The sequence below is a fragment of the Mucilaginibacter sp. Mucisp86 genome, from assembly GCF_047324315.1.
GTDB lineage: Bacteria > Bacteroidota > Bacteroidia > Sphingobacteriales > Sphingobacteriaceae > Mucilaginibacter.
Genome location: NZ_CP168503.1, coordinates 2511220 through 2524002 on the forward strand (window position 1 = coordinate 2511220; position 12783 = coordinate 2524002).

Below are 12783 nucleotides of genomic sequence, written 5' to 3' on the forward strand. Positions count from 1 at the left end.
TTCAGGCTTGTATCAGGTAATTAATTGTTTTGTGCATTCCTTCGGTAAAAGGGGTTATCCGGTAACCCAGTTGCGTTATGGCTTTATTACTGCTGTATTTCTGATCGTACTTTAAGCGCTCGGCAAATTCAGGCAAAAAGAAAGGACGCAAGCCCGTAAGTTGTGTTTTCAACTTTTCAATATGACTATAAAATTCAATCGCTTTTAAAGGCAGGTGAACGAGGCGATGCTGTTTACCTGACACCTCATGTATCACATTGAAAAAAGTATTAAAGCTGATATCTTCTCCACCTAAAATATAGCGCTCGCCACTCCGGCCCTTTTCCATGGCAGCTATATGTCCGTTAACAACATCATTTAAAAAAGCATAGTTAGCTACCTGCTCGCCGCTACCTGGAATAAAACGCCATTTGCCCCGCAAATAGGCCGAAACCATTTTGCCCACTGTATTACTCTCGGTAACAGGCCCTTCGCCATATACGCGCGATGGGTTTACGGTAACTATCTGCATTCCCTGCTTTGCAAAGTTTTGCACCTCAAGTTCGGCCAGGTATTTGGTACGCTCATATGCGATGGGAAAGCCCGCTATGCGTGGATCGCTCTCGCTCATGGGATGCTTCACCGTTGGGCCCCATACCCCGCAGGTTGATGTGTAGACAATTTTTTGCACACCAGCGTTAGCGGCAACTTCAAGCACATTACGGGTGCCTACAACATTGGTTTCATGGTAATCATCAGGATTGCGGCACCACATTTTGGCCATAGCTGCTGTGTGATAAACCTGATGGCAATCCTGTATTGCTCTGCCCAGGCTTTGCCGATACAGGATATTCCCTGTAACCGGTTCAATATTTTTATGCTTTATTAGATAGGGATGATCGATATTGCGGCATAAGGCTTTAACATCGTAGCCCTGCATAGCCAAATCCAGGCTTAGCTGCCTGCCAATAAAACCTGTTGCGCCGGTTACTAAAACTTTCATACAGGTATTACAACCGGATACAGGTTTACCCCTATGTAAGGGAAAGAATTTTTAAATCATTTTTTAACCTATAGTTTTAATGCGGTAAATATTTAAATTTGACTCATAGCAATAACAAAGCCTTTACCAAACATGAGTTCACCACAAGACCCCTATAATACTTTTGCCGGTTTTTCGCCCGAGGAGTTGGGCTTTTTACAACATGCAACACCCGATTTAACCGAAAATCAAAAGAAATATTTCTACATGGTTTACAGCAACAAGCGCAAAAACTCACAGGATATATTATTATTTACCCTGCTTGGTTTTGTTGGCTTTGCAGGGATTCAGCGTTTTGTATTGGGCCAGATAGGTATGGGCATCCTTTACTTTTTTACAGGAGGACTTTGCGTTATAGGTACTATTGTAGATTTGATCAACAATAAGTCGATAACTTTGGAGTATAATAAGAACATGGCTTATGAAAGCTACCAGATGGCTAAAATGAGCAGCTAACTAACGCCATTATTTATTGTTATACTTGATTAATGAAATTATCAGCCCTGACTGCATACCTCGAAAGCCTTGCGCCACTCAACTACCAGGAAGATTATGATAATTCTGGCTTGATAGTTGGTAACCCCGACCAGGAAGTGAGCCAGGCGCTTGTTTCGCTTGACTGTACCGAAGCTGTGGTTGACGAAGCTATCGCTACCGGTTGCCAGGTGATCATATCTCACCACCCTATAGTTTTCAAGGGATTGAAAAAATTCAACGGCAAAACTTATGTAGAGCGTGTGGTTGAAAAAGCTATCCGTAAAGGGATCGCGATATATGCCATTCATACCAACCTGGATAGTATCATGACAGGCGTTAACGCCCGTATTTGCGAAACTTTGGGTTTAAAGAACACCCGCATACTACTGCCCAAACATAACCTGATTAAAAAATTGGTTACCTATGTTCCGTTGAGCCATGCCGATGCCGTACGCGACGCATTGTTTAATGCAGGTGCCGGCAACATTGGCAATTATAGCGAAGTGAGTTTTAATACCGAAGGTACCGGCACCTTTAAGGGCAATGAAGCTGCTAATCCTTACGTTGGCGAAGTCGGTAAACGCCACAAGGAAAACGAGGTGCGTATTGAAACCGTTTATCCGGCCAACCTGGAAAGCAAAATTCTGATGGCACTGATCCTGGCCCATCCCTATGAGGAAGTTGCCTATGATCTTTATAATTTAACCAACCAGCATCAGCAGGTTGGCTCGGGTATGATAGGTGAGCTGGAAATACCAATCAACGAGGAAAGTTTCCTGTTTCATGTAAAGGATAAGATGCGCACGCATGTGATACGGCATACTAAATTATTGGGTAAACACGTTAAAAAAGTGGCGGTTTGCGGTGGTTCGGGAGGCTTTTTGCTGAAGCATGCCATAGCTGCCGGAGCTGATGTTTTTATCACTGCCGATTACAAGTATCACGAGTTTTTTGATGCCGAAGGAAAGATAGTTATTGCAGATATCGGACACTTTGAAAGTGAACAATTTACGCAGCAATTATTGTATGAAATAATTAGAAAAAAATTCCCTATCTTTGCCGTCCGTTTAACAGAAGTAAATACAAACCCCGTCAAATATTTTATTTAATGGAACAAACCGTAGAACAAAAGCTTAAAGCTTTATACGAGCTACAAACTATCCACACCAAGATTGACAGGATCCGCCAGGTAAGGGGCGAATTGCCAATGGAAGTTGCCGACCTTGAGGACGACGTTGCAGGCCTTGAAACCCGCATCCAAAAGATCAAAGGTGAACTTGACGATGTGGAAGATGACATAGTTACCCGTAAAAACCTGATCAAAGAAGCTCAGGCAAACATCAAAAAATACGAAGGCCAGCTAAACGAGGTTAAAAACAACCGCGAATATGACGCAATCTCAAAAGAAATTGAGATTCAGGGCTTAGATATACAGGTGAGCGAAAAGAAGATCCGTGAGTACGGCTTCGAGATCACCAACAAAACCCAGGTTTACGAAAAAGCCCTTGCCGATTTGGAAGCCCGTCAGAGCGACCTTGACGCAAAGAAAGAAGAATTAGGCACCATTACTGCCGAAACTGAAAAAGAAGAAACTGAGTTGAATGCCCAGGCTGCAAAAGCTATGGACAACATCGAAGAGCGTTTATTAACTGCTTACACCCGTTTACGTCAAAATGCTAAAAACGGCCTTGCAGTTGTAACCATCCAACGTGATTCATGCTCTGGTTGCTTTAACCAAATCCCGCCTCAGCGCCAGTCAGACATCCGTCAGCGTAAAAAGATCATCGTTTGCGAACATTGCGGACGGATCCTTGTTGACGAGCAAATGGCCTTGGAAGCTGAAGAAGCATAAGCAACCATTTATAAAGTTAAATATATCAAAGGCACCCAATGGGTGCCTTTTTTGTTTCAATCATTTATATATTGGCTTTGTCAAAATCAATCAATGCCAAACCTAACGCAAGCGGCTTCAAAAATCAACTTTATCATTGGTCTTCTTTGTCTATTAGTACCGGTATCCTTTAAAGCATTCGGTCAAAATAATAATGGCAAAATCAACTGGACGGCTTATAAGCTAAATTGTTTGCCTGATTGTGAAACAGAAAGTACTATTCTGCTTTCACAAAACACAAAAGGAGAAATTTATAATCCGCTCAACTTGCTTATTCTAAAAGCCAGTGAATGGATATTATCTGACCCAAAGCCAGACCTAAGCTCCGAAACTGCCTTAAAAAAACTATTTACCGCCCAGGTCGATCGGTCTAATGACAGTATTTCTACACCAACGGAACAGATTGAAACTGCCATTTTATTTTCAAACTCAAGGATACTAAGTTATAAGGTTAGGTTAGACTACCATGGAAGAGATTTGCTTTCACCTTATATCGAATATCTGAACATCGACCTTAAAAAAAACAGGCTCATTGAAGCTAACTATATATTTGATGCCGGTAAACGAACAAAATTCAATGCCTTCCTGAATGCTTACGAAAATAAACATAAACGGGAAATACTTAAAAACTATAAAGCAATACTATCTGAACGAATTGCCGATCAGCTCTCCGACGATCAGAAAATATTAACTAAACCTAACTATACCCTTAATAAGGTACACCTTCAAAAGCCGGATACTGTTAAAATCATTAATTTACAATCAAAGGGTATTGTATTTGAGGTTAAGCTTGCGGATAAGAATTTTACAAGATCCAAAAAGGGTAATGAATACGCTTCATTCGTATTTATTCCCTACTATTGTTAAAACCATATTTTAATTCCCAATCACCCCTTTTTAAAACTATGATTAACTTATGCAAGTAAAGTAATGACCATTCATAAAAAGATGAAGTTCAAGAAGAACCGGATTACTTATTTCATTCTCATTATAATTGCCATAGTCCTGGGGCTATTATCAAGGCATTTTGCCGCTATTCCTTTATTTATCGGCGATATTTTATGGGCTACCATGGTTTACTTTATCATGCGGTTTCTTTTTATCAACAAGTCTGTTAAATTCAATGTGATAGTAGCTTTGATATTTTGCTTTGCGATAGAGTTTAGCCAGCTTTATAAAGCGCCCTGGATAAATGACCTGCGACACACCTTGTTTGGCAGGTTAGTGTTGGGTGAAGGTTTTTTGTGGAGTGATTTGTTGTGTTATGCGATTGGGGTAGGAATGGGGACTGGGATTGATGTCTATTTCTTAAGTAAATTACATAAAGTAGAAATCAACTAAAATCTCTTTTCCATTCATTTCTAAGTTTGGCTTGAATAGCCATTGCGCTCTCGTTTAAGGAAATCACGCCGTTGTATTTTTTTGCATCGAAACCAGTAACCGGAGCTTCTTTATAAACTTTTTTCTCAATAGCCCTTATCTCTTTTCTTGGCGCTCCATTTTTTAATATTAATACCATTGCTATACACTTTTATCAAGTTTACAAAAAATCCATTTCGTTAAAGAATCTCAAAACAAACTCGTCTGCTTCCCCTTCTTCGGTACAAACAAACTATAGTCATATTCCGGCATCTGCCTGTCGGCCATAAAGCGTTTACAGGCCATTTTAAACATTTGATGGATGGATTCGGCTATTTTGCCATCACCGCTCATCCGGCGGCCGTAATCGCTGTCATTTAAGTTGCCGTCATGCGTTGAACGGATCATATTCAATACTTTTTCGGCCCGGTCGGGGAAGGCTTTGTAAATCCAGTCGCTAAAAATTTCGGCAATGCTCCCATTGAGGCGCACCATGGTGAAACCTGCCGCCAAAGCGCCACGGTCAGCCGCGGCACGGATGATGTTGGGTACTTCGTTACTGTTTAAACCGGGAATAATAGGAGCAGCCATTACGCGCACAGGAATCCCTCTTTCAGATAGCTTCTGCACCACCGCCAGCCTGCCTGTCGCTGTTACTGTACGGGGTTCCAGTTTTTGACGCAATTGCTCATTAAGAGAGGTGATGGATACATTGACATGCACAAGGTTCAGCTTGGCCATATCAGCAAGCAGATCGATATCCCGCAGGATCACGTTATTTTTGGTAATGATACTTACCGGGTTTCTATATTTCCAAAAAACTTCCAACAGCTTCTGCGTTATCCCCAGTTTACGTTCAACAGGCTGATAGCAATCGGTGTTACCCGACAGCATAATGCAAACCGGCTTATAATTTTTTTTGTTGAAATATTGCTCAAGCAATTCCGGCGCGTTGGGTTTAATGATGATCTTGCGTTCAAAGTCAAGCCCGGCGCTAAAGCCGTAATACTCATGACTGTTTCGGGCATAACAATATATGCAACCATGCTCACAACCCTGGTAAGGGTTTATGGAGTACATATGGCTCAGATCGGGACTATTGGATTCGCTTACTATTTTTTTGGGTGTTTCTTCAAAAAGCTGTGTGTTGGAATTTTCAAGCAAAGGCTCGTCAATTCCCTCGATATGATCAAGTACATACTTGTTTTTCAGAAACTTATTGTGGGTATTTACCTGCGCCCCTCGTCCCTTAAAAAAATCCGGATTTTCCTCATGTGACATTGAACAAATTTGCTAAATTTATTAGCAAATTACAATTCAATCAATTTATTTTTTATGCTGTATAAAACCAACCCTACGCGGCTTTTGATCTGAAGTTTCTCAAAAAGCTGATCACGGTAACTATCAACGGTACGCACGCTGATATTCATGGTGTCGGCAATTTCTTTATAGGTGAGCTCGGTACCGGTAAGGCGCAGAAACTCAATCTCGCGCGGGTTAAGCTTAATATTCTCTAATTTGCTGTTGAAATTGGTGATCAGGTGGCGGGTTACAAATTCGGGATAATAAAGCTCCCCCTGCGAAACCTTCAAAAGGGCCTCTTCAACTTCGTAAGGTTCAGAATCCTTGAGCAGGTAGCCTTTAACCCCCATTTTCACCATGAGCAGCACCTTTTCGGCGTCTTCAAACATGGATAATATAATAACCCTGACACCGGGATGTTTAGCCCTGAGCACTTGCGCTGCTTCAACGCCATCCATAACCGGCATGCTGATATCCAGCAGTATAATATCAGGAACCATGCCCTTATTAATGGAATCAATTAGTTCCTGCCCGTTTGCGGCCTCAAATAGTATATTGTATCTTTTAAAATTGGTGACAAGAGCGGCCATACCACTCCTGAAGAGCTTATGATCATCAACTAAGGCTATTTGAATGGGTTCCTTTAGCATAAATTTGTTGTACCAGGGGATTGAACGACAATTTTATCTGGCAACCCTTACCAGGCGAGCTGGTAATAATTACGTCTGCGCCTACTAAAGCTGCCCTGTTTTCAATGTTCCGCAATCCCGAACCGCCCTTATTATCAACCTTTTCGGTATTGAAACCAGCACCATCATCTTCGATGAGCAAATTAAACATTTGTGCAGTATAATACAAACCGATTTTAAGGTTAGCTGCTTTAGCGTATTTTAAAGTATTATTTACAGCCTCCTGGAAAATGCGGAATATTACCAGCTCGCGCTGTTCGCCCAAACTGTACACATCTCCCTCAACCTCAAAAGCAACATTAATAATACCGCTCCGGGTTAAACGATCGGTTTCTGTTTCAAGCGTTTTTATAAGCCCCTGCGAACTGATATGCTCAAAACTCATACTTTTTGAAAGGTTTCTTAAATCATTAATGGTTTGCGAAACCAGCTCGCGGTTTTCGTTTACGCGCGCCTTTTTTTCCTCATCGAGACTATTGTTCAGTAAGCCCAGATTTAATTTTACAAATGACAAAACCTGCGTAATGTTATCATGAATTTCGCGGCTGATATCATTAAGTGTTTGCTCCTGGATCTCTATCTGGGTTTTTAGCATTTCCTGCTTAAATGAGGCTTTAAGGTTTTCGCGCTCAAGCAGGTTTTTGTTCTGCTTTTTTTGATATATCAGCATAAAGCTAATTATAAATACGCCCAGCAACAGCATAAGTGCCGAGCCTGCTATTATAACGAGGATAACCTGTTCTTCCTGAAAGAGCATATAAAGGCTATTGAAAATAAAAAATTCAATGCAAAAGTTGTTAGGTTAAGCAGTGTGGCCGTTATCAAATAAAAATGATAATTGTTCCGATACACCATATAACTAAAACATGAGTAAAAAAACGTAGTGGATAAGTAATAAAAAAATATACCCGTTAATGCCAGGAAAGGGGGGTGGGTTATCAGCTCGATGTACTCGTCGCTATCATTGTTCAGGAGACGATAGTAATAATTACAGATCATCCATATCAAGAACAGATTTTGTATAACAGTAGCTGCGGTTGCCCTTTTCCATATCCCGCCTTGTACAAATAATATATCCAGTATTGATAGCAAAATAACTAAGCCGGCACCTATATAAACCTTCTTTCGTTTTTCAATGCGCTCGTCAAACCCCTGAATAAACCATGTAAAAAAGGCAAACAACAGTATGTCTTCAATATTATTGCACCACGCGTTTGAATGATAAATGTTTAGCCAGCCAAAAATGTTCACAAAATCATAAACAAGCAAAAAGCTCAATAAGGGCAATAATCTTTTAAAGTTCTTATCAAGCCCTTTATATGTAAAAAGGCAGCATACAAAAGCCACCACATCCATTACATAGTAAAAATTCTCCAGCATGAATGCTAAAATAACATATATACTTTAGCATTCATGAAACTGGTTGATTTATTCTATCCCTGGCACATAGGCGGACATTCTCTTCCGCTGCTTAAAGCGGCCAGCCCGTTTACCGACAGGTTTGCAACCTGGTCACTTTGTATTGCATCAATATGTTCATCTTTACCCGCGCCGGCGACAGTGCCAACTATAGCAACCGACGTTTGGTGCGGTGCATTGCTATGATCGGCATCATGAACTCCGAAATGCAACCTTACACCAGTGGCTTCAGGCGGTAAATTATTAACAAAATCCTTCAGCTTATCAATCGAAATCCATGTCGATTCCGTATCGTTAACCTCATGATGTTTGTCAATAACTGCTTTACGGGTTTCCTTATACCGGGCTACCATTTCCCTGGCTGTTTTTAAGTCAATAGGTTCCATATAATTTAGGGTGTCTTTAAATCAGGCCTAATCTAACTAATTATACTAAAACAACCTATCCGTTATTTCACCGTATTATATCCCGTTTAAACACCCAAAAATCAACTATTAACCCACAACACAATCAGTTATATTATATGTTAAAAAACCATGCGTAAGTTTCTGCAGCAACTGTTAACAAAACCCGTGGCCCGCCTTGCCGATAGATTATCTTCGAGGCCGGATAAGAAAAGGGTAAACAGATCATTGAACCGCTTATTCAAAAACCTGCTCACAGCTTCGGGCAAAAAAGGCCTTGTAATACCCTTTGATACAGAAAAAGATAAATTTGTTATCCTCTCCGATCAGCATAAAGGCGCCCGGGACGATATGGACATCTTTGCCCTTGCAGAGAGAAACTACCTTACAGCGCTTGATTACTATCACCAACAACAGTTTTTCTACATTAACCTCGGCGATAGCGAGGAGCTTTGGGAAAACCTGTTCATCACCATAAAAAAGTACAACAAAGCCACATTTGAAAGCGAAAAGCGATTCATTCAACGCAAGGCCTTCATAAAAATTTTCGGCAATCATGACCTGTACTGGGATAATGATCCCTTAGCAGCTGCAGGTTTAAAGCAGATTTATGACGAAGCAATCAAGATTTATGAAGGGGCCGTTTTACAAACTCAAATTAATGGCAAACTTTTAAATATATTCATGACGCACGGCCACCAGGGCGATTTGCAAAGCGATGGCAATTGGTTCAGTAAATGGTTTGTATCCAATATTTGGGCGCCTTTCCAGGCTTATCTTAAAATCAATCCTAATACCCCGGCAAATAATGATCTGCTCAAAACAGATCACAACCGCATTATGTACGAATGGAGCCAAAGGCAAAAAAACACACTGCTTATAACCGGGCACACCCATCAGCCGGTATTCAGGTCGCTAACCCATCTCGAAAGGCTCTATAACGATATTGCCAAAGCAAGAAAGTCAGGAGACGATAAACTGGCCGATGAACTAAACAAACAAATTGTAAACAGGCAGATAAAAGGTGATATTGTTCCCGATTTCAGCACATGCGATCCAAGCTATTTCAACAGCGGTTGTTGTTGCTATGATGACGGCGATATAACAGGCATTGAAATTGCCGATGGTCAAATCCGTTTAATTAAATGGGAATACAACGCACAAAATCAAAGCGAAAGGATAATACTGGAGGAGTGCAGGTTAGAGGAATTGTTTTAAGACCGAGGTAAAAGGCGAAAGGTAAAAGGCAACAGGCTAACCTCAATCGGAGAAATCAAAAAATCAATCAGTGTAATCCCCAAAAGAAAAAACCAACGAAATCAAAAAATCAGCGGTCAGCCTTCCAGCATAAAAACAAAAAGCTCTTTAGGGCCGTGTGCACCTAAAACCAGTGTCTTTTCAATATCGGCAGTGCGGCTTGGTCCGGTTACAGTGCTGATCATGGACGGTAGCTGATTACCATATTTAGCTTTAATAAGCTTAAAACCATCTTTCAGGTCCATAACCATTTGGGATGTATAGGCGAGTACAATATGAACCGAAGGGTAAATACTTAACCTTCTGCCCGCCATGTTACCGTTAGAGAGTAAGATACTGCCATTCCGGGCAATCAAAGCCTCGCAAAGGGTAAAACCTACTTCGGCCTGTTCAAAGTCTTTATCGGTTTCGTAGTGGGGGTATTCAAACTGGTTTAATATGTCCTGTAGTTTAGGCTCCCAGCAGTATATTTTGTGCCATTTACGTTCTTCGGCAAGGGTAAGCAGGTTTTCAATAAACTGTAGTTCATCCTCACAAAAAACAAACTGGCCGGCTACATTGGTAAACTGCTCGGCAAATATCACCTCCGGCATTTCATCCGTAGCTGGGTAAAGGGGCAGGTCTTCCAGTTGAGGGTATGGGTTATCCCTTTTCTCCAAAAGCGCTTTCCTGATTTTTTTAAGCAGTTTTTCTTTTGATGTAGTGATATCCCTCATGGTTAAAAAAGAAAAGCCACCAGCTTTGCCGGTGGCTTTGTATTATAATTAAAAAATTAAAGTTTCGGATCTTCGCTGTCTATTCTTGAAAGTTCAGGATTAGTCAGCGTGTCAGGAATAGCGTTGTTATCCACATCGGGGTTTAACGCAGCTTCTCCGTTTACAAACTTATCATAAGTTGTACGTTCATCAAACGGACGTTTACCCAATATCTCTTCCAGGTCGCTCTGGAACAACACTTCTTTTTCCAATAGTTTTTGAGCTATCTTTTCAAGGCCATCGCGCTTAGCGTTCAGCAGGTCTTTGGTTTTTTGATAAACCACATCAACCAGTTTGCGCACTTCAGCGTCAATCATTTCGGCTGTAGTATCTGAGTATGGTTTGTTAAACTGGTATTCGCCTTGCGGATCGTAGAATGATACATTACCAACGCTATCATTCATACCATAAATTTTGGTCATGGCATAAGCAAGTTTGGTAATACGCTCCAGATCGCTCAGTGCACCGGTCGAGATTTTACCGAAAACGATATCTTCAGCAACACGGCCACCCATTGATACGCTCATTTCATCAAGCAATTGCTCGGTAGTGTATAAAAACTGCTCTTTTGGCAGATATTGCGCATACCCTAAGGCTGCAACACCACGGGGAACAATAGATACCTTAACCAAAGGATCGGCATGTTCCAGGAACCAGCCTGCAATAGCGTGACCAGCTTCGTGGTAAGCAACAATGCGTTTCTCTTCAGGAGAGATGATCTTGTTCTTTTTCTCTAAACCACCTATAACACGGTCAATAGCATCCTGAAAATCGGTCATATCAACCGACTCCTTATTTTTACGGGCAGCGATCAGCGCGGCCTCGTTACAAACGTTAGCAATTTCGGCACCGGCAAAACCAGGAGTTTGGGCTGATAATTTTTTGGCATCAACACCATCAGATAATTTAATTGGTTTCAGGTGAACTTTAAAGATCTGCTCACGACCGATCAAATCCGGTTTATCGATAGATACCTGCCTGTCGAAACGTCCCGGACGCAACAATGCTGAATCCAGTACATCCGGACGGTTAGTGGCAGCTAATATGATGATACCCGAATCGGTACCAAAACCATCCATCTCAACCAATAACTGGTTCAGGGTGTTTTCGCGCTCATCGTTACCACCTACAATATTGTTTTTACCACGGGCACGACCGATAGCATCAATCTCGTCAATAAAGATGATACACGGTGCTTTATCTTTTGCCTGGCGGAACAAGTCACGTACACGTGATGCACCCACACCTACAAACATCTCCACAAAGTCCGAACCCGAAAGTGAGAAGAAAGGCACCTGCGCTTCACCTGCCACAGCTTTAGCAAGCAAGGTTTTACCTGTACCCGGTGAACCTACCAACAGCGCACCTTTAGGGATTTTACCACCCAGGTTGGTATATTTCTTAGGATTTTTAAGGAAATCCACGATTTCCATTACCTCCTGTTTAGCCTCTTCCAAACCGGCAACATCATTAAAGGTAACGGTTACCTGGGCTTCTTTGTCAAACAAGGTAGCTTTTGATTTACCGATGTTAAAGATCTGGCCGCCCGGACCACCGCCCGAACCACCGCTCATCCTGCGCATGATAAAGATCCACACACCGGCAAACAATATCACCATGATAACACCCTGTACCAACCAGTTTGATAACAGGCTTTCATGGCCCTGCTCAAATTGCAGTGATACTTTTTGGTCATCCGGTACATCTTTCTGGGCATCAGCGATTGACTTTTTCAGGCTCTCGTAAGAAGCATCGGTAAAAGTAAACTGCGGGCCGCTGTTAGGATTTGTATTGAAAAAGCTTTTTTCTTTTGAGATGTTGTTAGCAAAATACGGTTTTGACAAACTTTGCTGTTTAATATAAACATCGGCCATTACCAGGTCACCGCTTTTGTAAGCCACAATTTTCTGAACATCATTGGTGCGCAGCATGTTGGCTTCAAACTCCTGGAAAGTAACCGGTTTGCCCGATCCGCCGTTCAACAAGGCCGGGATCAATAAAAAGGCCAGGATAACAATACCATATAACCACATGATATTGAACTTGGGCGGTTTTGGTGAGGGCTTCTTGTTCACAATTTTACGGATAGGTCTTGGATTTTCTGATTTAGAATCTTTAATATCTTTCATTTCTTTTAACGAGCTCAAACTTACAATCTATAATTTAAATTTTACGCGGTAACAGTAAGACTATGCGTTGAGCCTTTTTG

Annotated in this window: 15 protein-coding genes; 6 read left to right on the forward strand and 9 right to left on the reverse strand. The window is 41.5% G+C overall.

Going from position 1 to position 12783, the window contains the following annotated elements:
• Position 1: 1 nt before the first annotated feature.
• Positions 2-982: an NAD-dependent epimerase/dehydratase family protein gene (locus ACEN9X_RS10535; protein ID WP_413670331.1), complete on the reverse strand. Its 981-nt coding sequence runs from the start codon at positions 980-982 to the stop codon at positions 2-4.
• 132 nt (positions 983-1114) lie between these two features.
• Between ACEN9X_RS10535 and ACEN9X_RS10540 the strand changes: the two genes are divergently transcribed.
• From ACEN9X_RS10540 to ACEN9X_RS10560, 5 genes are all read left to right on the forward strand, one after another.
• Positions 1115-1477 carry a TM2 domain-containing protein gene (locus ACEN9X_RS10540; RefSeq protein ID WP_091209948.1) on the forward strand — a complete coding sequence of 121 codons (363 nt, stop codon included), beginning with the start codon at positions 1115-1117 and terminating at the stop codon, positions 1475-1477.
• Between the two features lie 32 nt (positions 1478-1509).
• The gene (locus ACEN9X_RS10545) at positions 1510-2607 is read left to right on the forward strand and encodes a Nif3-like dinuclear metal center hexameric protein (RefSeq protein WP_413670332.1); all 1098 of its coding nucleotides are present in this window, start codon (positions 1510-1512) and stop codon (positions 2605-2607) included.
• Positions 2607-3350, forward strand: coding sequence for a zinc ribbon domain-containing protein (locus ACEN9X_RS10550; RefSeq protein WP_413670333.1), 744 nt, complete (start codon positions 2607-2609; stop codon positions 3348-3350). The genes ACEN9X_RS10545 and ACEN9X_RS10550 overlap by 1 nt, the downstream gene beginning before the upstream one ends.
• Positions 3351-3401: 51 nt before the next feature.
• Positions 3402-4256, forward strand: coding sequence for a hypothetical protein (locus ACEN9X_RS10555; protein WP_413670334.1), 855 nt, complete (start codon positions 3402-3404; stop codon positions 4254-4256).
• Between the two features lie 63 nt (positions 4257-4319).
• Positions 4320-4730, forward strand: a complete 411-nt coding sequence (locus ACEN9X_RS10560; RefSeq protein ID WP_413670335.1) for a DUF2809 domain-containing protein — start codon at positions 4320-4322, stop codon at positions 4728-4730.
• On the opposite strand, the gene ACEN9X_RS10565 is transcribed toward ACEN9X_RS10560, so the two are convergent.
• From ACEN9X_RS10565 to ACEN9X_RS10590, 6 genes are read right to left on the reverse strand one after another with little or no spacing between them, the layout of a single operon-like run.
• Positions 4723-4908 carry a hypothetical protein gene (locus ACEN9X_RS10565; RefSeq protein WP_413670336.1) on the reverse strand — a complete coding sequence of 62 codons (186 nt, stop codon included), beginning with the start codon at positions 4906-4908 and terminating at the stop codon, positions 4723-4725. The two genes, ACEN9X_RS10560 and ACEN9X_RS10565, sit on opposite strands and share 8 nt — an antisense overlap.
• 50 nt (positions 4909-4958) lie before the next feature.
• Positions 4959-6029 carry a PA0069 family radical SAM protein gene (locus ACEN9X_RS10570; RefSeq protein ID WP_413670337.1) on the reverse strand — a complete coding sequence of 357 codons (1071 nt, stop codon included), beginning with the start codon at positions 6027-6029 and terminating at the stop codon, positions 4959-4961.
• Between the two features lie 29 nt (positions 6030-6058).
• Positions 6059-6700 (reverse strand): response regulator transcription factor, encoded by a 642-nt coding sequence (locus tag ACEN9X_RS10575; RefSeq protein WP_413670338.1) that lies wholly within the window; start codon positions 6698-6700, stop codon positions 6059-6061.
• Entirely contained in the window at positions 6666-7496 is an 831-nt protein-coding gene (locus ACEN9X_RS10580; protein ID WP_413670339.1) for a sensor histidine kinase, read from the reverse strand. Before ACEN9X_RS10580 ends, ACEN9X_RS10575 begins: the two co-directional genes overlap by 35 nt.
• On the reverse strand, positions 7460-8119 hold the full coding sequence (locus ACEN9X_RS10585) for a hypothetical protein (protein WP_413670340.1): 660 nt from the start codon (positions 8117-8119) through the stop codon (positions 7460-7462). The genes ACEN9X_RS10580 and ACEN9X_RS10585 overlap by 37 nt, the downstream gene beginning before the upstream one ends.
• Before the next feature lie 53 nt (positions 8120-8172).
• Entirely contained in the window at positions 8173-8544 is a 372-nt protein-coding gene (locus tag ACEN9X_RS10590) for a hypothetical protein (protein WP_413670341.1), read from the reverse strand.
• Positions 8545-8694: 150 nt separating this feature from the next.
• Here ACEN9X_RS10590 and ACEN9X_RS10595 point away from each other — a divergent pair, with 150 nt between their 5' ends.
• On the forward strand, positions 8695-9780 hold the full coding sequence (locus ACEN9X_RS10595; protein WP_413670342.1) for a metallophosphoesterase: 1086 nt from the start codon (positions 8695-8697) through the stop codon (positions 9778-9780).
• Positions 9781-9896: 116 nt separating this feature from the next.
• On the opposite strand, the gene ACEN9X_RS10600 is transcribed toward ACEN9X_RS10595, so the two are convergent.
• Both ACEN9X_RS10600 and ftsH read right to left on the reverse strand, forming a co-directional pair.
• A complete protein-coding gene (locus tag ACEN9X_RS10600) occupies positions 9897-10535 on the reverse strand; it encodes a LutC/YkgG family protein (protein ID WP_413670343.1) in 639 nt (212 codons plus the stop codon).
• A gap of 56 nt (positions 10536-10591) precedes the next feature.
• Complete coding sequence (ftsH, locus tag ACEN9X_RS10605; protein WP_413670344.1) at positions 10592-12703, reverse strand: ATP-dependent zinc metalloprotease FtsH; 2112 nt, start codon at positions 12701-12703, stop codon at positions 10592-10594.
• Between the last annotated feature and the right edge of the window lie 80 nt (positions 12704-12783).

Excerpts from the sequence above, each read along its gene's own strand:
- ACEN9X_RS10535 (WP_413670331.1), bottom strand. The coding sequence starts at position 982 with ATGAAAGTTTTAGTAACCGGCGCAACAGGTTTTATTGGCAGGCAGCTA.
- ACEN9X_RS10540 (WP_091209948.1), top strand. The coding sequence starts at position 1,115 with ATGAGTTCACCACAAGACCCCTATAATACTTTTGCCGGTTTTTCGCCC.
- ACEN9X_RS10545 (WP_413670332.1), top strand. The coding sequence starts at position 1,510 with ATGAAATTATCAGCCCTGACTGCATACCTCGAAAGCCTTGCGCCACTC.
- ACEN9X_RS10550 (WP_413670333.1), top strand. The coding sequence starts at position 2,607 with ATGGAACAAACCGTAGAACAAAAGCTTAAAGCTTTATACGAGCTACAA.
- ACEN9X_RS10560 (WP_413670335.1), top strand. The coding sequence starts at position 4,320 with ATGACCATTCATAAAAAGATGAAGTTCAAGAAGAACCGGATTACTTAT.
- ACEN9X_RS10565 (WP_413670336.1), bottom strand. The coding sequence starts at position 4,908 with ATGGTATTAATATTAAAAAATGGAGCGCCAAGAAAAGAGATAAGGGCT.
- ACEN9X_RS10570 (WP_413670337.1), bottom strand. The coding sequence starts at position 6,029 with ATGTCACATGAGGAAAATCCGGATTTTTTTAAGGGACGAGGGGCGCAG.
- ACEN9X_RS10575 (WP_413670338.1), bottom strand. The coding sequence starts at position 6,700 with ATGCTAAAGGAACCCATTCAAATAGCCTTAGTTGATGATCATAAGCTC.
- ACEN9X_RS10580 (WP_413670339.1), bottom strand. The coding sequence starts at position 7,496 with ATGCTCTTTCAGGAAGAACAGGTTATCCTCGTTATAATAGCAGGCTCG.
- ACEN9X_RS10585 (WP_413670340.1), bottom strand. The coding sequence starts at position 8,119 with ATGCTGGAGAATTTTTACTATGTAATGGATGTGGTGGCTTTTGTATGC.
- ACEN9X_RS10590 (WP_413670341.1), bottom strand. The coding sequence starts at position 8,544 with ATGGAACCTATTGACTTAAAAACAGCCAGGGAAATGGTAGCCCGGTAT.
- ACEN9X_RS10595 (WP_413670342.1), top strand. The coding sequence starts at position 8,695 with ATGCGTAAGTTTCTGCAGCAACTGTTAACAAAACCCGTGGCCCGCCTT.
- ACEN9X_RS10600 (WP_413670343.1), bottom strand. The coding sequence starts at position 10,535 with ATGAGGGATATCACTACATCAAAAGAAAAACTGCTTAAAAAAATCAGG.
- ftsH (WP_413670344.1), bottom strand. The coding sequence starts at position 12,703 with ATGAAAGATATTAAAGATTCTAAATCAGAAAATCCAAGACCTATCCGT.